The sequence below is a fragment of the Pseudomonas sp. Q12-87 genome (assembly GCF_001269755.1).
Taxonomy (GTDB): Bacteria; Pseudomonadota; Gammaproteobacteria; order Pseudomonadales; family Pseudomonadaceae; genus Aquipseudomonas; species Aquipseudomonas fluorescens_S.
In genome coordinates this window covers 20,848-37,392 of the sequence record NZ_LHVI01000017.1, presented here as the reverse complement: position 1 = coordinate 37,392, position 16,545 = coordinate 20,848, and the positions used below count along the sequence as shown (strand labels likewise).

General features: G+C 59.8%; 18 protein-coding genes. 9 read left to right on the top strand and 9 right to left on the bottom strand.

The features are described from left to right. The first annotated feature begins 6 nt into the window (after positions 1 to 6). The 5 genes from AD663_RS11715 to AD663_RS11695 all read left to right on the top strand — a co-directional run bounded on the left by AD663_RS11715 (position 7) and on the right by AD663_RS11695 (position 5,568). Complete coding sequence (locus AD663_RS11715; protein WP_053213759.1) at positions 7 to 966, top strand: carbohydrate ABC transporter permease; 960 nt, start codon at positions 7 to 9, stop codon at positions 964 to 966. Beyond that, on the top strand, positions 963 to 1,805 hold the full coding sequence (locus tag AD663_RS11710) for a carbohydrate ABC transporter permease (RefSeq protein ID WP_053213758.1): 843 nt from the start codon (positions 963 to 965) through the stop codon (positions 1,803 to 1,805). The genes AD663_RS11715 and AD663_RS11710 overlap by 4 nt, the downstream gene beginning before the upstream one ends. A gap of 23 nt (positions 1,806 to 1,828) precedes the next feature. After that, a complete protein-coding gene (locus AD663_RS11705) occupies positions 1,829 to 2,974 on the top strand; it encodes an ABC transporter ATP-binding protein (protein WP_053213757.1) in 1,146 nt (381 codons plus the stop codon). Then, positions 2,971 to 4,476 (top strand): glycoside hydrolase family 32 protein, encoded by a 1,506-nt coding sequence (locus tag AD663_RS11700; protein ID WP_003181023.1) that lies wholly within the window; start codon positions 2,971 to 2,973, stop codon positions 4,474 to 4,476. The genes AD663_RS11705 and AD663_RS11700 overlap by 4 nt, the downstream gene beginning before the upstream one ends. 75 nt (positions 4,477 to 4,551) lie before the next feature. After that, a complete protein-coding gene (locus AD663_RS11695) occupies positions 4,552 to 5,568 on the top strand; it encodes a LacI family DNA-binding transcriptional regulator (protein ID WP_053213756.1) in 1,017 nt (338 codons plus the stop codon). On the opposite strand, the gene AD663_RS11690 is transcribed toward AD663_RS11695, so the two are convergent. From AD663_RS11690 to AD663_RS11665, 6 genes are all read right to left on the bottom strand, one after another. Then, positions 5,546 to 5,953 carry a VOC family protein gene (locus AD663_RS11690; RefSeq protein ID WP_053213755.1) on the bottom strand — a complete coding sequence of 136 codons (408 nt, stop codon included), beginning with the start codon at positions 5,951 to 5,953 and terminating at the stop codon, positions 5,546 to 5,548. The two genes, AD663_RS11695 and AD663_RS11690, sit on opposite strands and share 23 nt — an antisense overlap. A gap of 23 nt (positions 5,954 to 5,976) precedes the next feature. Further along, positions 5,977 to 6,402 carry a YciI family protein gene (locus tag AD663_RS11685; protein WP_003181019.1) on the bottom strand — a complete coding sequence of 142 codons (426 nt, stop codon included), beginning with the start codon at positions 6,400 to 6,402 and terminating at the stop codon, positions 5,977 to 5,979. A 203-nt stretch (positions 6,403 to 6,605) separates the two neighbouring features. Then, positions 6,606 to 7,604, bottom strand: coding sequence for a zinc-binding dehydrogenase (locus AD663_RS11680; protein WP_003181018.1), 999 nt, complete (start codon positions 7,602 to 7,604; stop codon positions 6,606 to 6,608). A 103-nt stretch (positions 7,605 to 7,707) separates the two neighbouring features. Continuing rightward, a complete protein-coding gene (locus AD663_RS11675; RefSeq protein ID WP_003181015.1) occupies positions 7,708 to 8,352 on the bottom strand; it encodes a glutathione S-transferase in 645 nt (214 codons plus the stop codon). Between the two features lie 185 nt (positions 8,353 to 8,537). Continuing rightward, on the bottom strand, positions 8,538 to 9,092 hold the full coding sequence (locus AD663_RS11670; protein ID WP_003181014.1) for a TetR/AcrR family transcriptional regulator: 555 nt from the start codon (positions 9,090 to 9,092) through the stop codon (positions 8,538 to 8,540). 73 nt (positions 9,093 to 9,165) lie between these two features. After that, entirely contained in the window at positions 9,166 to 9,777 is a 612-nt protein-coding gene (locus tag AD663_RS11665; protein WP_053213754.1) for a TetR/AcrR family transcriptional regulator, read from the bottom strand. A 123-nt stretch (positions 9,778 to 9,900) separates the two neighbouring features. Between AD663_RS11665 and AD663_RS11660 the strand changes: the two genes are divergently transcribed. After that, complete coding sequence (locus AD663_RS11660; RefSeq protein ID WP_053213753.1) at positions 9,901 to 10,782, top strand: NmrA family NAD(P)-binding protein; 882 nt, start codon at positions 9,901 to 9,903, stop codon at positions 10,780 to 10,782. Positions 10,783 to 10,872: 90 nt separating this feature from the next. Here the strand turns inward: AD663_RS11660 and AD663_RS11655 are convergent, their stop codons facing one another. The 3 genes from AD663_RS11655 to AD663_RS11645 all read right to left on the bottom strand — a co-directional run bounded on the left by AD663_RS11655 (position 10,873) and on the right by AD663_RS11645 (position 14,001). After that, a complete protein-coding gene (locus AD663_RS11655) occupies positions 10,873 to 11,823 on the bottom strand; it encodes a bifunctional helix-turn-helix transcriptional regulator/GNAT family N-acetyltransferase (RefSeq protein WP_053213752.1) in 951 nt (316 codons plus the stop codon). Between the two features lie 119 nt (positions 11,824 to 11,942). After that, the gene (locus tag AD663_RS11650) at positions 11,943 to 12,626 is read right to left on the bottom strand and encodes a type 1 glutamine amidotransferase domain-containing protein (protein WP_053213751.1); all 684 of its coding nucleotides are present in this window, start codon (positions 12,624 to 12,626) and stop codon (positions 11,943 to 11,945) included. 133 nt (positions 12,627 to 12,759) lie between these two features. Further along, positions 12,760 to 14,001, bottom strand: coding sequence for a DUF1835 domain-containing protein (locus AD663_RS11645; RefSeq protein ID WP_053213750.1), 1,242 nt, complete (start codon positions 13,999 to 14,001; stop codon positions 12,760 to 12,762). Positions 14,002 to 14,424: 423 nt separating this feature from the next. Here AD663_RS11645 and AD663_RS11640 point away from each other — a divergent pair, with 423 nt between their 5' ends. The 3 genes from AD663_RS11640 (at position 14,425) to AD663_RS11630 (ending at position 16,538) form a co-directional block, all read left to right on the top strand. Beyond that, entirely contained in the window at positions 14,425 to 14,889 is a 465-nt protein-coding gene (locus tag AD663_RS11640) for a hypothetical protein (protein WP_003181003.1), read from the top strand. A 64-nt stretch (positions 14,890 to 14,953) separates the two neighbouring features. Continuing rightward, on the top strand, positions 14,954 to 15,817 hold the full coding sequence (locus AD663_RS11635; protein ID WP_053213749.1) for a DUF692 domain-containing protein: 864 nt from the start codon (positions 14,954 to 14,956) through the stop codon (positions 15,815 to 15,817). Continuing rightward, the gene (locus AD663_RS11630) at positions 15,798 to 16,538 is read left to right on the top strand and encodes a DUF2063 domain-containing protein (protein ID WP_053213748.1); all 741 of its coding nucleotides are present in this window, start codon (positions 15,798 to 15,800) and stop codon (positions 16,536 to 16,538) included. The genes AD663_RS11635 and AD663_RS11630 overlap by 20 nt, the downstream gene beginning before the upstream one ends. Positions 16,539 to 16,545: the final 7 nt, after the last annotated feature.

The following is a 16,545-nucleotide window of genomic DNA, read 5'->3' as shown; positions in this document are numbered from 1 at the left end:
ATCGCCATGTCTGTCTCCGCTACCCATGCAACCCCCGAGTACCTGCCCTCCCGGGAGACCCCGCTCCAGCGTCGTCGAGTACGCGCCGCCTGGCTGTTTCTCACACCGATGTTGCTCTGCCTGGCCTTGGTGGCAGCCTGGCCGCTATTGCGCACATTCTGGTTCAGCCTGACCGACGCCAGCCTGGCGGACACCCACGGCGCCACCTTCGTCGGCTTGAGCAATTACCTGTTCCACAATAGTTCCGGCTGGTCAGGCGTCCTGGTCGACCCACAATGGTGGAACGCCGTGCGCAACACCTTGCAGTTCACTGTGGTGTCGGTCGGACTGGAGATCTTCCTGGGGCTGATGGTGGCGCTGCTGTTGAACGTCACGTTTACGGGACGTCCCTTGGTGCGCGCATTGATCCTGATTCCCTGGGCGATCCCTACCATTGTCTCGGCGAAGATCTGGTCATGGATGCTCAACGACCAGTTCGGGATCATCAATCACTTGATGCTGAGCCTTGGCCTGATTGACGCGCCGTTGGCCTGGACGGCAGACGCAGATCTGTCGATGTGGGCGGTGATCATCGTCGACGTCTGGAAAACGGTTCCTTTTGTGACGTTGCTGATGCTCGCAGCCTTGCAAATGTTGCCGGGCGACTGCTACGAGGCCGCCCGGGTCGATGGCATTCATCCATTGAGGGTGTTCTGGCGGGTCACCCTGCCGTTGTTGGTACCTGCCTTGCTGGTGGCGGCGATCTTTCGCATCCTCGACTCCTTGCGAGTGTTCGACGTTATCTATGTGCTGACCTCGAACTCGTCAAGCACCATGAGCATGTCGGTCTATGCCCGCCAGCACTTGGTTGAGTTCCAGGATGTCGGCTACGGCAGCGCCGCGTCGACCCTGTTGTTTCTGGTCGTTGCGATAATCGCCATGCTTTATCTGTACCTGGGACGCCGTCAACTGGAGGTGCGCTCATGAGCCCTCGCCAGCTGAAAAAAACCTTGTTGCGCCTTGGCTTCTGGTGCCTGATCGGGCTTTTACTGCTGTATGCGGTATTTCCTTTCTACTACGCCATCGTGACGTCGCTGAAGCCCTCCAGCGCCTTGTTCCAGGTGAGCTATTGGGTCGATAACCCTGATTTTTCCAACTACGCCGCAGTACTCAACCAAGCCTCATTCCTACGGGCGATTGGCAATTCGCTGGTCGTGGCGCTGTGCGTGGTCACCCTGGCGCTGTTCCTCAGCCTGACCGCCGCCTACGCCTTGGGCCGGGTGAAATTCCGGGGGCGTGGCACGGTATTGATGCTGGTCCTTGGCGTGTCGATGTTTCCCCAGGTCGCGGTGCTGTCGGGATTGTTCGAGGTGATACGCGCCCTGGGGCTGTACAACACGTCCTGGGCGCTGATTCTGAGCTACACGATTTTCACTCTGCCCTTCACCGTCTGGGTGTTGACGACCTTCATGGGACAACTGCCCCATGAACTGGAAGAGGCAGCCATCATGGACGGCGCCTCGCCCTGGGTCACCCTCACCCGCGTTCTGTTGCCGTTGCTTTGGCCGGCCCTGGTCACCACCGGCCTGCTGGCGTTCATCGCCGCGTGGAACGAGTTTCTGTTTGCCCTGACCTTCACCCTCACAGACACGCAACGCACGGTCCCGGTCGCCATCGCCCTGATCTCCGGTGGCAGCCCCCATGAGTTGCCTTGGGGGCTGTTGATGGCCGCATCGGTGCTGGTCACCGTCCCATTGGTGGTTCTGGTGCTGATCTTCCAGCGCCGAATCGTTTCCGGTCTCACTACCGGCGCGTTAAAGGGTTGAAGCCCAACATAAGGAGCAGCATCGTGAGCAAGTTGAAGCTACACAACCTGAACAAGCAACTGGGCGGTACACGCATTCTGCGCGATGTCAGCCTGGAGATCGCGGCGGGCGAATTCGTGGTGTTCGTCGGTCCTTCTGGCTGCGGAAAGTCGATCTTGTTGCGACTGATCGCCGGGCTGGACTCCATTTGTGATGGCGACCTGCTGATCGACGGACGACGGGTCAACGACCTGGAGCCGCGCGAGCGCGGCGTCGGCATGGTGTTCCAGTCCTATGCGCTCTATCCACACATGAGCGTCTACGACAACATCAGCTTTGGGCTCAAACTGGCCAAGACCGAAAAAAGCAGCCTGCGCGAGCGTGTACTGAAAACCGCACAGATCCTGCAATTGGACAAACTGCTGCAACGCAAGCCAAAGGAATTATCGGGAGGGCAGCGTCAGCGCGTAGCCATGGGGCGAGCCATGGCGCGGGAACCGGACATCTTGTTGTTCGATGAGCCGCTGTCCAACCTGGACGCCTCCTTGCGTGTGCAAATGCGTGATGAAATCGCCCGGCTGCATGCACGCCTGGGCTCGACCATGATCTACGTGACCCACGACCAGGTAGAAGCGATGACCCTGGCAGACAAGATCGTCGTGCTCAATGGTGGACACATTGAACAGGTGGGCTCGCCGCGTGAACTTTATGAGCGTCCGGCCAGCCGTTTTGTCGCTGGCTTTCTGGGCGCGCCTCGGATGAATTTTCTGCCGGCACGCCTGCATGCCCCAGGCGCAACCAGCCTGGTCGATTGCCATTTGCTGGGCATGACCTCCCTGCCCTTGGACAGCTCCCACCTTATAGCGGATGTCCCGCTGACCCTGGGGATTCGTCCGGAACATGTTTCGCTCAAAGCCGCTGAAGGTGCTGCAGGCGTCGTGGTAACGGGCGTCGAATACTTGGGCAGCGAAACCTACGTGCACATGGAAACCGGCCAGGATGGTCCGCTGATTTGCCGGTGCGAGGCCAACCCCGGGTGGCAAGTGGGTGACCGGGTCGAACTGCAACTGGAGGCCAACAATCTGCACTTGTTCGATGCCGCCGGTTCGGCCTTGAGGGCCCATTCGCATGCTGTGGAAGCCCTGCCGGATGGCGTTATCCAGCGCTCGGCACGGGCAGGTGCGCTATGACCTTGCCTGCCGATGCGATAGCTATCCCCTCCTTGCCCTCCACCCTCGAACTTGCCCAACAGGCACTGAGCCACGGCCAGTCTCGCATCATCGAGGATTATCGACCGGCCTATCATCTCAGCCCTCCGGCAGGCTGGATGAACGACCCGAACGGTGTGGTGTACTTTCGTGGCGAATATCACGTGTTCTACCAACACCACCCTTTCGACGCGAAATGGGGCCCGATGTACTGGGGGCATGCAAAGAGCGCTGACCTGGTCCACTGGCAGCATCTGCCCATCGCCCTCGCACCGGGGGATGACTTCGACCGCGACGGGTGCTTCTCAGGGAGTGCGGTGGTGTGCGGTGATACGCTGGCGTTGATCTATACCGGGCACACCTGGCTGGGAGAAGTGGGCGATGAACGCCTGATTCGCCAAGTCCAGTGCCTGGCCACCAGTGTCGACGGCATCCGCTTCGTCAAGCATGGCGCCGTCATCGAGAGCGCGCCGCAAGTCGCGATCATGCACTTTCGTGATCCCAAGGTCTGGAAGGAAGGTGACCATTGGTACCTGATAGCCGGCGCCCGCCTGGGCGACAGGCCGTTGCTGCCGCTGTACCGCTCAACCGACCTGCACGCCTGGGAGTTCCTCGATTATGTTTCCAGCGGCACAGAGGGCGATGGCTACATGTGGGAATGCCCGGATCTGTTTCGAATGGACGGGCACGACGTGCTGCTTTACTCCCCCCAGGGCATGCAACCCCAAGGCTACGAACGGTTGAACAAGTACCAGACCGGATATCGAGTGGGCCGACTCGACAATGAATGGCACTTCACTGGCGGGCCTTTCATCGAGCTGGATAACGGGCACGATTTCTATGCCGCACAAACGCTCGTGGCCGCCGATGGCCGGCGCCTGGTTTGGGCCTGGCTCGACATGTGGGAAAGCCCGATGCCCAGCCAAGCTCATCACTGGTGCGGCATGCTCGGGTTACCGCGCGAACTGGAGTTGCGGGCTGATCGACTTTGCGTATTTCCGGCCCGGGAGCTGACGGCTTTGCGCGAGTCGCCGCTACCGAGCACGCCCTGGTGGGACGAGTCGGGCAGCCTATGGGTGCCACAGGTGACCGGCGATCGGCTCGAAATCCACGTGCATCTGGACCTACGCGACTGCACCGACGGCCATCTGGGTATCGCCTTGCGCTGCAGTGCCGATGGCCAGGAACAAACCCTGCTTTACTACGATGCGTCATTGCAACGCTTGGTGCTCGATCGCAATCGCTCGGGTGCACAGGTGAGTGGCCAGCGCAGCGTGTCGATCGACCCGGCACAAGCGCAGCTGGAACTGCGCATCTTTCTCGATCGCTCGTCCATAGAAGTGTTCGATATGAAGGGATGCTTCAGTTTCAGCAGCCGCCTCTATCCTAGGCCTGACAGCCTCGCAGTGAAGCTGTTCGCGAGCGGGAACGGCGGCCGCGTCGCCATCCCCAAGGCTTGGCCGCTGGCTTCGGGATGGCTATGAGCCTCGTCATTCGAGTCGCGGCAAGCCCGGCCCTTATGTCATGATTGCGCGTCAACCCGACCGGTCGCATCCCGCATGACTTCAGTAAAAGACGTTGCACAGCTGGCCGGCGTGTCTCTGATGACGGTTTCCCGAGCGCTCAACAATCCGGAAAAGTTGAGCGCCGAGACCCTTCAGCGGGTACGTCGCGCGATTGACGAATTGCAGTTCGTCCCAAGCCTTTCGGCACGAAAGATGCGCGGCGACAACCTGCAGTCCCGAACCATTGGCGTATTCGCACTGGACACCGCAACCACGCCGTTCGCGGTAGAGCTTCTACTGTCCATCGAGCAGACTGCGCAGCAGGCGGGCTGGAACGTCTTTATCCTCAACCTGCTGAGCAATCCGCCCACCGACCAGAACATCGACCTGATGCTGTCGCACCGTCCCGACGGATTGATCTTCAGCGCCATGGGCTTGCGCCAGGTGAGTATTCCTGAGCGTTTGCAGAACAAGCCGCTGATACTTGCCAATTGCCTGGCCGATGACAATCGCGTGGTCAGCTATGTACCTGACGATGAGGCGGGACAGTATCGCGCCGTACATCACGCCTTCAGCCAGGGCTATCGACGCCCTTTGTGCATCAACCTACCAAGACAGAGCCTCGCTTGGGGCTTGCGCCAAAAAGGCCTGCAACGTGCCTGTCAGGCGTTCGGATTGGCCCATGAAGCCCTCCTGCAATACGACCTTTCCGATCATGATGCCTACGATGAAACCGCCCCCATCCTTGACCGGCACATCATCGACGGCCGCCCACAATTCGACATTCTCATCTGTGGCAATGACCGCATTGCGTTTTGTGCCTACCAAGTGTTGTTGGGCCGTGGTTTGAAAATTCCTGGCGACGTCGCGGTGCTTGGCTACGACAATATGATCGGCATTGCCGAGTTGTTCATCCCGCCACTGACCACGGTGCAACTGCCCTACTACGAGATTGGCCGCCAGGCGGCCCGGCACCTGATCGAGGGTCTTGAGATGCCGGGCGTCCAGCCGGTGGATTGTCCGCTGGTTGTCAGAGCTTCAGTCGTTCCTACTTCGCCCCCTCGCAATTAACCATCCAGGCAACCCCGAAGCGGTCTTCGAACATGGCGAAACGTTCCGCCCAGAACGTTTTTTCCAAGGGCATGTACACGCTGCCACCGGCGCTCAAGCCATGGAACAGGCGCTCGGCCTCGGCCACGCTGTCGACATTGAGCGAAACCGACACGCCTTGCGGCTTGCGAAACGGCTGGCCCGGCGGACAATCGGAGGCCATCAGGCTGAATGCGCCGACGGTCAGGCAAGCGTGCAGGATCAGGTTCGGGTCCTTGGGCACGCCGGCTTCCTCTGGCGCTTGTGCGAAAGACATGGAAAACAGCTCGCCGCCCAGCACTTCCTGGTACAACGCGAAGGCTTGCTGGCAGTTTCCGTTGAAGGTCAGGTAGGGAATGATTCTCACGGTGAATCTCCTGTTGTCAGGTTTCAGGATTGACCGGACATCTGCGTGCGCAGGCGTTCTTCCTGTTCACGCAACTCGGGGGTAAAGGTCTCGCCGAAATCCTCGAGCTCGAAGATCTGGCGGATTTCGATTTCACTGTCGCTGACCATCGGGTTCGGACAGCGCTTGACCCAGTCGATCGCCTCCTGCAACGACTGGACCTTGAAGATCCAGAAACCGGCGATCAGCTCTTTGGTTTCAGCAAAGGGGCCGTCGATCACGGTCCGGTTCTTTCCGGAAAACTGCACACGTACGCCATTAGCGCTGGGATGCAGGCCTTCACCGGCGAGCATCACCCCGGCCTGGACCAGCGCTTCATTGTAGGCACCCATTGCCGTCAGCAGTTCTTCGCTGGGCATTTCTCCGGCTTCCGATTCGGGGCTGGCTTTGACGATTACCAAAAAACGCATGGCCTGATCTCCTGTTGGCAGATAAGCCGTCCTGGTGGCGGCTCTACAGGCTAGTCGAACGGCGACGGAGGAAATCGACAGGCTGGCGAAATTATTTTTCGTCAACTCGCGCGAGCGTAGGCATGCGCGAGCAAACACCGGGCGAGGGTTCAACGAAGCCAAGACGCTAGCACGGGAGGTCCGACTTCATGGCAGCAGTGCGCTCAGGCCTGCGGATCAAGGACAATCACGCCGTGTACTTGTCGTCCCTCCAGCATAGCGTGGGCTTCTGCCGTTTGACTCAACGGCAGCGTGGCTCCGACTATCGGTTTGATCGCACCGCTTGAGACGCCGTCAGCGAGAAACTGCAGGGCCTCGCGGATCAATCCTGGATAGTGGAAGAAAGTCGGTAAATAGATACCCGCCAGGGTTTGCGCCTTGGCCATCAGTCGACGCGGCGCAAACGGCAGGCCGGGGCCTCGCGTGGAACCGACGACAACACAGCGCCCCAACATGGCCAGACATTCGAAGTTCTGATCGAACACGTCACCACCGATGGTCTCGAGTATCACATCCACCCCGCGCCCAGCAGTCAGTTCCAGCACCTCGTGGGGCCAGTTGGCCGTGTCGTAGGCAAGGGCATGGTCAGCCCCGAGGCTGCGCACGAATGCGCGGCGGTCTTCGGTGCTGGCCGTTCCAAAGACCGTCTGCGCGCCCAACGCTTTAGCGATCTGCACCGCCAGACTGCCAACCCCTCCCGCAGCCCCTTGGATCAACACGCTTTCGCCTGCCTGCAAATGCGCACAAGTGCGCAGGGCGAGAAATGCCGTAACGCCCTGGCAAGGCAGGCTTGCCATGGCGATGTCGTCGGCAGAGTCGGCCAATGTCACCAACATGTCTACCCGGGCAACGGCTTGCTGTGCGTAGGCGCCGCTGACCATCAAGGCCATGACTTTGCGCCCGATCAACTCAACGGCGACGTCCTTTCCGACCGCGCAAACCCGTCCTACCGCTTGAAGCCCCGCCACGTGCGGCAACGCGACACCGCCGACACGAGTTTCGGGGCGGTTGTACATCCCCAACCGTTCACGGATATCGGGAAAATTCACGCCGATGGCGCTGGTGTCGATCAATACCTCTCCGCGCCCTGGCAACGGGGACGGCAAATCGAGGTATTCAAGGACATCCGGGCCACCAAAGCTGCGGAACTGCATCGCTTTCATAGTGAGATCCTCGATAAATGCCACATCAGATCAGTTTCACCCTGGCAAGGGCGATTGTGTGTGTGTGTGCCTCGGCCACTTCCCGGCCGAGGCACGTGTGGTATCAGGCTGGATGCTTCACGCTGGGACGCTCTTGTATCTTCGCCTGCCATCCAGTGAGCGCGGTGCACTCTTCCGGAATGGCAATGCTGGCAAAGCCGGCGAAGATCAGTCCGGCGAGCACAGTAATGTCAGCCATGGAGAACTGCTCACCGGCGATGTACGGCTGGCCACGCAGGACTTGATCGAAGTACCTCATGCCGTTCACCGCCTTGTCGCGTTGACGGTTGCCCCACTCCACACGCCCTTCCCACTCTGGACTTTTGTAAGGCTGCAAAGCGGCGCCCAGGCCAGGCGTGGCGTGGTGGAAATAGAATCCCACCGGATCCGCCAATTCAGACTCCGCACGCTTTTGCATCATGTGGATGATGGCTTTTTGCTTCGGCGTCTTGCCCGTAAGGATCGGGTTGCCGTCCAGATTATCCAGGTACTCGGTAATGGCCGTGCATTCGCAAATGTAGGTGCCGTCATCCAGCTCCAGTACCGGCACGGTACCGAGCGGGTTGATGGCCAGGAACGCCGGTTGCTTGTGTTCCGCTGCGGGCAGGTCGATTTTGATGAAGTCAACGTGCGCCCCCAAGCCCTTTTCGGCCAGGACAATACGAACGCGCAGGGGGTTGGGGAAACCAGGGATGTCATAAACTTTCATGCAAAGCTCCAAATACACCTATCTATCGGTAGGTAAAGTTCGCTCGAAAGCTTATGCCGTGTCAACACCTATCTACCGATAGGTTATTAATAATTTCCCAGAGATTGAAACTCGATGTCGGATCGGGTGCCGCCTCAAGGAAGCGGCACCCTCGCAAGTACAAATGGCTTGGGTTGCGGGCCTGCTCAGAGCAGACCCACCTCACGATAGGCCTGCAAGGCCAGGTCGAAGGCAGCAATGTCTTCACTGCCCCGGGCGATCAGTTGCGCGCCCTCCAGTGCTGAAAAGATTCCGAGCGCTCGACGACGTCTGGTCTCGTCTTCCAGCTCTGGGCGCCACTTCGCGAGGACCTCGGTCAGCCAATCGAGGTTGGCCTCGTTGAACCTCCGCACCTCAAGGCGAACCTCAGGTGGCAGGTCTTCAACCTCGGCCGAAAGAATCCCACACAGGCACATACGGTTTTGATTTTCGAGCGCGGCGCGAAAGATCGCCGCATATTGGTCGAGGCACTCACGCTCGCTGGTGCAAGTCTGGAGCAAGGTGCTGAGGTAGGCCGCGCCGTCCTCGGTGTATTGCCTTGCCAATGCAGCACCCAAATCTCCCTTGGTGGGGAAATGGTAGTGGATGCTGGCACTCTTGATGCCAATCTGCTTGGCCAACTCGCGAAAGCTCAAGGCGTTATAACCCCTCGCTTGAACGTCGCGACGGGAAATCTGGAGAATCTGCTGGCGGGTGTCCATAGACTATCTAGCTGTTGATAGGGAAGCTGACGAGTATATCGATGATTAACGCTCCGTCCACTGACTCAAGTACTCATTGGCCAGGACCGTATCTTTCATCGCAGCCTTCACCACGGGCTTGCAACCCATGCATCAACTGGGCGCTTACAGCCTGCAGCACCTCGTCGGATAACGCCTCCCCCTTGGCGATTCGCGCGATGGTCAACGCCCCCATCATCGAGCACATCGTCAATATTGCCCGCTCCCTGGCAATTTCGGCAGGCGCATCAGTTATTTGTCGCGACAGCACGTTCACCATCTGCTCGAAACCCTCTACAGCAACGCCACGCACGTGCTGATCGCCCCTGGCCAATTCACTGCCCAAGCCGGCGTAAGGACAGCCTTTGTCCCCATCACGATGACCCGGTGAAAGGTATGCGCGGACGATCGCCTCCAGTGCTCCCTCCTCCTCTCGCGCAAGCTCATCAAGCTGATCGGCCAGATCGGTCACGGCAGACGCCGTTGTTTCAGACACCAAGTGCGCCTTGGATTTGAAGTGTTTGTAGAAGCCCCCCTGGGTCAATCCCGAAGCCGCCATCAGCCCTGTCAGACCGCTTCCATCGATGCCGTTGCGCTGGAACTCACTTCGGGACGACTCGATGATCCGTCGCCGCGTAGCGGCCGCCTCATCTCTGGTCTTGCGCATTCGAATCCCCTTTATTTACAGGCTGCCCATTGACTTGGATTGTGATCGTAATCTAATAATATTTCAATCATCATATTCCCCACCCCCTCCGCATGAGCGGAATTCCACAGAGAGAGATGAACGATGAATGCGCCAAAAACGCTTGTCACAGGTGCTACCGGTTTTACCGGGCGCAAGACCGTTGAAATATTGCTCGAGAAAAATATGCCGGTTCGTGCACTGGTGCACACCGACGATGAAAGAGCCGCGAAGCTGCGTGCGTCCGGCGCAGAGGTTGTCGTTGCGGACCTGCTGGATCTCAACGCGATTCGGAGCGCCCTGGAAGGCATCAAGCGAGCGTACTTCGTATATCCAATTGCACCAGGTCTAATCGAGGCAACGGCTCGCTTTGCGCTGGCTGCACGAGAGGCGGGCGTGGAAGCCGTCGTCAATATGTCGCAGATTTCTTCGCGGCGAGTGGCAAAAAGCAATGCGGCACTCGACCACTTCACGGCGGAACAAGTATTCGATTGGTCGGGCCTGGCCATGACCCACCTGCGCCCAACTTATTTCGCCCAATGGCTGATCTACCCACACTGGCGCAAACACATCGTCAGGAACGGCGAAATCCGCCTGCCCTTTGGCGACGGTCGTCATGCTCCCATCGCGGCAGAGGATCAAGCACGACTGATCGCGGCAATCCTGGAAAATCCAGAACCCCACCAGGGCAAGATCTACCCGCTGCACGGCCCGGTTGAACTGAGCCAGCAAGGCGTAGCGGACGAAGTCGGCAAGGTTCTGGGTCGAGAAATCACCTATGTGCCCATCAGCCTTGATGAATACCGCCGGGAACTGTCCGCCGATGGGCTACCAGCGTTCCTGATTCAACACCTGATTGAGGTTGCACAGGACTACCAGCACGGCGTTTTCGCAGGCGAAGACTCAATCATCAAAGAGGTAACCGGCCAGCCGCCAATGACCGTGAAAACCTTCGTCACACGGCACAAGGCTTTGTTTGACGCTTGATGCATTGCGAGGTGTTTGCGGGGTGCCATGGATTTATGTCATTTCAGGCGCCCTGCATCACCCTATTCGTCGATGAAATGTACCGCTCCATCAGCCGCTCCTGTACCGCGTGAATCGCTGTTCGGTGACGACTGTGCCCCACTGGTTTCCTTGCTCCTCTTTTGTCAACTCGAACCCAGAGGCCTCATAGAGTCTGCGTGCAGCGTCCAGGCCCTGGAAGGTCCAGAGCTGAATAGCGTCGAAACCGACTCGGTCACAAAATCCCACCGCCTCATCCAGCAACTGGCGGCCTACGCCGCAGCCACGACATTCGTCCTCAAGAATAAACCACCTCAAGTGGGCCTCATTTCTGCCCAGGTCTTCGCCATCAATGGCAATCGAACCCACGATGCGTCCATCGACAATCGCACTCCAGATGCTGTTACATGGCTGATCCAGACGGCCAACAAACTCGGCGACACCACACGCGACCTGGCTCTCGAAAACCGGACCGAAGCCCCAATGCGTGGAATAGAAACCCGCATGCATCTCGGCCAACCGCCCAATGATCCCCGGACGATAGCCAGTGCTCAGTTCGATGCAAACACCCGGAGCTTCAGCTTCGCCCGTACGGGCTATCGTCAGGGCGTGGGCATACGCCGCCAACCCTAGTGCAACGGTCCGTTGTTGCGAAGGATTCAACTTTTGCATTGCGGATTTCACCTGTGCTTGCCCATAAGCATGAATTCGGGCAACGGTCATTCTCCCCTGCTGGGTCAGTTGAAGTTTTTTGATGCGACCATCATTGCCAGCGCTTTCTTGCAACTCTCCCGCCTTGATGAGTTTACCCACCATGCGGCTGACGCTAGATTTATCCAGGCCAAGCACCTGCACGAGCTGGGCTGCGGTCAGGGTATTCGCTGCCTCGATTTCCAGCAGGGCGTGCACGGCCGAAGGCGAATAGACGGTGGTTGCAAGCGTTGCGCCCAAGAATCCCCACTCTCGAACCATCGTGCGCGACGCCGTGCGAATTCCGTCGACCAGGGCAGGATCGATATTCATGTGGGAACTCCAATTTAAATATGGTTGCACGATACAACCATACTCAGTATGCGCTATCCAGCACGCACCTGGTTCTCCTCCAGACGCCCTGCCAGTTGAAACTATCGATCCTGGACAGCTCATTCCTGCGCCAGACGCTTCAACAACGCCTTGGCGGCAGCTTCAGACGAAGCCGGGTTCTGGCCCGTGATCAAGTGCCCGTCCTCGACCACGTAGCTCGCCCAGTCCGCAGCCTTGGAATACTCGCCCCCTTTGGCCTTGAGCATGTCCTCCACCAAAAACGGCACTATCTGGGTCAGCCCGACGGCTTCCTCTTCGGAGTTGGTAAAGCCGGTGACTTTCTTGCCCTTGACCACGGGCTGACCATCCGGTGCGTTGACGTTCTTGAGCACGCCGGGAGCGTGGCACACGGCTGCCACCGGTTTATTGGCCGCGTAAAAGGCTTCGATCAAGGTCTTGGAATCCGCGTCTTCGGAGAGGTCCCACAGGGGCCCGTGACCGCCTGGATAGAACACCGCATCGAAGTTATAGGGGTCGATCTCGCCCAGTGGCAAGGTGTCGGCCAACGCTGCTTGGGCCGCGGTATCCGTGCCGAAGCGGCGCGTCGCATCGGTCTGTGCATTCTCTTCATCGCTCTTGGGGTCCAGCGGCGGTTGCCCACCCTTGGGCGAGGCGAGCGTGACGGTCGCTCCGGCGTCGAGGAAAACGTAGTAAGGAGCGGCGAATTCTTCCAGCCAAAAACCGGTCTTCTTGCCGGTGTCGCCCAACTGATCGTGGGATGTAAGGACCATTAAGATGTTCATGTGAGCCTATCCTCCAAACGTGAAGAGGCAGTGCGCGGTCCGCCCTGCATTCTTCTCAGAGGCTGCGTTGGAGCAGACGTTCAAACGGCCGTGCCAACCCATCAGCCGGTGAACGAAGCGCTCTCGCAGCGCTTCAGCGACGCCACACTTGCCCCTGTGCACTGACCACCCAAGGCGTCTGGTCGGCAACGATAAACACCCCGCCCACCCAGCGATCCGGTGGCGCCTGGTCAAGCCAGTGTGCCTGCCCGGCCAGGACCCGCTCCCCCAGCGCAGTCAGTCGCAACGGGCGCTGCCTCCAGTCGGCGTCCGAGGCCTCGCTCATCAACGGCGCGGGCGCGTTGATCAACGGTTGCAATAGCGCGTGGAACATCAAGTCGCCTAGATACGGCAATGGCTCATACCGCATCATCAGATGCTCGAACACCTTGCCGGCAGGTAACTCGCCGTGGGCGGCGAGGATGCGCACCGCCAATCGCTGGGTGAGGCTCAAGCCATCGTCCGCGCCGGGAAGCTCCTGCAGTTGCCGCGCCAGGGCCGGCCCCAACAGGGGCAAGGCTGGATGCGACTGGCCGGCAAGGCTTGCCCAGGCGCTCGGGTTCGGGGCGGTATAAGCGGCCCAGGCTTGGCGCGCCAGGGACAAGGCTGCCTCTGCCAACGGGCGTCGCTGCGGCCACAGCCAGGCGAGAAGGTCCGGCGCCAGCTGACCGATACCGATGAACCGCTCTACACCGGGGACCTGGTTCATCTCGATCAGCTCGAGTCGGCGTGGCAGACAGGGCAGGCTTGCCAGCAGCCGGATCAGGAACAGCTGATCGTAGGCGTCGCCCTCGCACCACAGCACCAATTCGCTGTCCCGGTGCAACTGCGCCAATGCCGCCCGCTGCCGGGCCTGGCGACTCTCGACCTGCGCCGCCGAGAGACCGAACGTTTGCTGGATGTACTTGGCGCGCACCGACCAGTATTCATCCTCGGGCAACGCAGGCACGGGCCCCATCACCATCGGATCATCGAACATGTGAAACGCCCCGCCGAAACCCGCGACACGCAGGCTGCGCTCGATGTCATTTCCGCAACGCCAATGTTGCACCCTGGCTTCGCCGGTCGCGGCAAAATCGGGGTGGCGGGAAGTAAACGCGACAGCATCGGCGTGGGCGACCAGTTTCGGCCAACTGGCAAATCCGGCCTCACGGGCTACCAGCCACTGGACGTCGGCGAGGCGGTAATCGGGGCCCGGAAGGCCAAGCATGCGCAACTGTTCGCAGGCTTCGTCGGCCTCGTTGTTTTTCAATGCCTTGAGCAGGCGCTTGGCGCGTTTGCGCAGTGAGGCCAGATCCACCAGGCCGTGATGACGGGAAGCATTGTTAGCGGGCATGCCAACTCCTCAAAGGGCTCGGTCCGCCGACAAGCCGGGAGCTGGGTTAGGGAATTCTACAAGCATGCCTGGGGTTACCCTTCGCGCGGACCGCGGGCGCAGCGCACGCCCAAGGCCGGACTTTAGCGGTAACGCCTGATCATCGCAATCGGCACTGACGCGGCAGATGATCCTGGCCTTTGTGCAAGCCTGCTATCACCGCACTGTATCCGCGACACACTCCAATACAAATTACCCCTCGAACCGAAACATCCGGGATACATCGAAAACGCCAAATAGCCCCGTCCGCTCACACCTGCCTCCCGCTACCGGATCCTGACGAATTGCTCGCAGGGCCGGGTTCCAGGCATCGGCACAGGCGTCACGGTACAAGCCCCGCGCAACGTTGCCCGGGGACACGCTGTTCTTCTTTGGAGAAACGATATGCACGCTAAAAACACCTTGAGTTCCGCTCGCCTCGCTCTCGCCGCACTGGCCATTTCTGGCGGCTTCAGCCTGGCCCAATCGGCCTTCGCAGTAGAAGCCCTGCCCCAGGGCTACCAATTGGCCTCAGCTGAAAAAACTTCCGAGGGCAAGTGCGGCGAAGGCAAGTGTGGCGCGGCTGAGACGAGCAAAAAAGTCAGCCAGTCGGAAGGTAAATGCGGTGAAGGCAAATGTGGCGACGCCTCCTTTGCCCGCACCGACAACGACCATGACGATCGCGTATCGCTGAAGGAATTCCTGAGCGTCGCACCGACCCAGCAGGCTGAGTTCGAAAAAATGGACAGCAATCACGACGGCTATCTGTCCGAGGCTGAAACCTACAAGTACCGCACCGGCCAATACACCGCCAACGGTAAAAAAGTGCCCACCGAACTGTTCACCCGCATGAGCCAGGCCAAAGAATAATTTCTGCACGCCCGCCCTCCTCGGCCTTTATGCCGGGAGGGCTTTGTCATGTATGGAGACAGCCATGAATATTACCGTCTCACCCACCAGCGCCGGGCTCGGCCTGCGCCGCGCCATGCTCGCGGACCTCATGACGATGGACGCCGGCGCCGTGGATTTCCTGGAATGCGCGCCGGATAACTGGATCGGCGTCGGCGGGGCCTATGCCCAGCAATTGGATCGGTTGGCCGAGCAATACCCGATTACCTGCCACGGGCTGTCGCTCTCGCTCGGCGGTGCCCAGCCGCTCGACCTTGAGCTGTTGCGTGCAACACGCGGTTTCCTGGATCGCTACGCCGTGACGATCTACAGCGAGCACCTGAGCTACTGCGCCGATCAGGGCCATCTTTATGATCTGCTGCCGATCCCCTTCACCGACGAAGCCGTGCACCATGTCGCGGCGCGCATACGTCAGGCACAGGACGTGTTGGGCCAGCGCATCGCAGTGGAAAACATCTCCTATTACGCAGCGCCCTTCCAAGCCATGAGCGAAATCGATTTCATACGGGCTGTGCTCGATGAAGCCGACTGCGACCTGCTGCTGGACGTCAACAACCTCTACGTCAACGCCATCAATCACCGGTACGACGCCAGCGAATTCCTCGCGGCGATCCCGACGCGGCGGGTCACTTACCTGCACGTCGCTGGGCATTACGATGAGGCCGATGACCTGAAAATCGACACCCACGGTGCGTCGGTCAAGCAAGACGTCTGGGCGCTACTGCATCAGGCCTATGAACGACTGGGACCGGTGCCGACGCTGCTGGAGCGGGACTTCAATTTCCCTCCATTGCCGCAGCTGCTTGCGGAGATCGATCAGATCAAGCGCCTCCAGCAGTTCGGTCGGCAAACAGGATTGGAGGCGCAGCATGTCCGCACGATTGCTTGAACAACTGAGCTGCATGGCCAATTACGTGCGCGACCCAAGAAATCCGGGCCCGCCTGGGCTGCAAGCACGGCGCCTGGCCGTCTATCGGCAACTGTTTCTCGGCAATATCGAGTCGTTGTTGGCAGGCAGTTTCCCAGTCATCCGCCGCACCCTGGCTACGGCAGACTGGCAGAGGCTGGTCAACGATTTCTATGCCGGACACCGGAGCCAGACACCTCTGTTCACCCAGATCGCCGGTGAGTTTGTCGGCCATCTGGAACAACGCACCGATAGCCATGGTTACCCTGCGTGGCTGGCCGAACTGGCACACCACGAATGGAGCGAGAGCGCGCTTCTATTGAGCGATGCGAAAGACCCAGCCCATGACCCGAACGGCGACCTGATCCAAGGCATTCCCGTGGTCTCGGCACTGGCCTGGACCCGCGCCTATCTTTGGCCGGTGTGCGACATCGGGCCCGGTCATCAGCCTGCCGAACCATCATCGGCGCCCACTTTGCTCCTGCTTCGACGTCGTGGCGACCAAGTGACCTTTTCACGCCTTGCACCGCTGGCGTACACCTTGCTGGTATCGCTGACTGAGCATCGGCGCAGCGGGCATGAGCATCTGATCGCCCTGGCCGAAACGGTAGGCGTCCCGCCCCAGGAACTTCTGCCTGTCGGGGTGGCGGCACTCAATGATTTCAGGGTGCAAGGTATTGTGTTGGGCACTCGTATGGACTGAACGGACA

Bases quoted from the DNA above. Each gene is read 5' to 3' on its own strand.
- AD663_RS11675 (WP_003181015.1), bottom strand. From the start codon at position 8,352: ATGAAAGTTTATGACATCCCTGGTTTCCCCAACCCCCTGCGCGTTCGT.
- AD663_RS11715 (WP_053213759.1), top strand. From the start codon at position 7: ATGTCTGTCTCCGCTACCCATGCAACCCCCGAGTACCTGCCCTCCCGG.
- AD663_RS11650 (WP_053213751.1), bottom strand. From the start codon at position 12,626: ATGAACATCTTAATGGTCCTTACATCCCACGATCAGTTGGGCGACACC.
- AD663_RS11630 (WP_053213748.1), top strand. From the start codon at position 15,798: ATGTCCGCACGATTGCTTGAACAACTGAGCTGCATGGCCAATTACGTG.
- AD663_RS11695 (WP_053213756.1), top strand. From the start codon at position 4,552: ATGACTTCAGTAAAAGACGTTGCACAGCTGGCCGGCGTGTCTCTGATG.
- AD663_RS11645 (WP_053213750.1), bottom strand. From the start codon at position 14,001: ATGCCCGCTAACAATGCTTCCCGTCATCACGGCCTGGTGGATCTGGCC.
- AD663_RS11635 (WP_053213749.1), top strand. From the start codon at position 14,954: ATGAATATTACCGTCTCACCCACCAGCGCCGGGCTCGGCCTGCGCCGC.
- AD663_RS11665 (WP_053213754.1), bottom strand. From the start codon at position 9,777: ATGCGCAAGACCAGAGATGAGGCGGCCGCTACGCGGCGACGGATCATC.
- AD663_RS11640 (WP_003181003.1), top strand. From the start codon at position 14,425: ATGCACGCTAAAAACACCTTGAGTTCCGCTCGCCTCGCTCTCGCCGCA.
- AD663_RS11680 (WP_003181018.1), bottom strand. From the start codon at position 7,604: ATGAAAGCGATGCAGTTCCGCAGCTTTGGTGGCCCGGATGTCCTTGAA.
- AD663_RS11685 (WP_003181019.1), bottom strand. From the start codon at position 6,402: ATGCGTTTTTTGGTAATCGTCAAAGCCAGCCCCGAATCGGAAGCCGGA.
- AD663_RS11670 (WP_003181014.1), bottom strand. From the start codon at position 9,092: ATGGACACCCGCCAGCAGATTCTCCAGATTTCCCGTCGCGACGTTCAA.
- AD663_RS11700 (WP_003181023.1), top strand. From the start codon at position 2,971: ATGACCTTGCCTGCCGATGCGATAGCTATCCCCTCCTTGCCCTCCACC.
- AD663_RS11660 (WP_053213753.1), top strand. From the start codon at position 9,901: ATGAATGCGCCAAAAACGCTTGTCACAGGTGCTACCGGTTTTACCGGG.
- AD663_RS11655 (WP_053213752.1), bottom strand. From the start codon at position 11,823: ATGAATATCGATCCTGCCCTGGTCGACGGAATTCGCACGGCGTCGCGC.
- AD663_RS11710 (WP_053213758.1), top strand. From the start codon at position 963: ATGAGCCCTCGCCAGCTGAAAAAAACCTTGTTGCGCCTTGGCTTCTGG.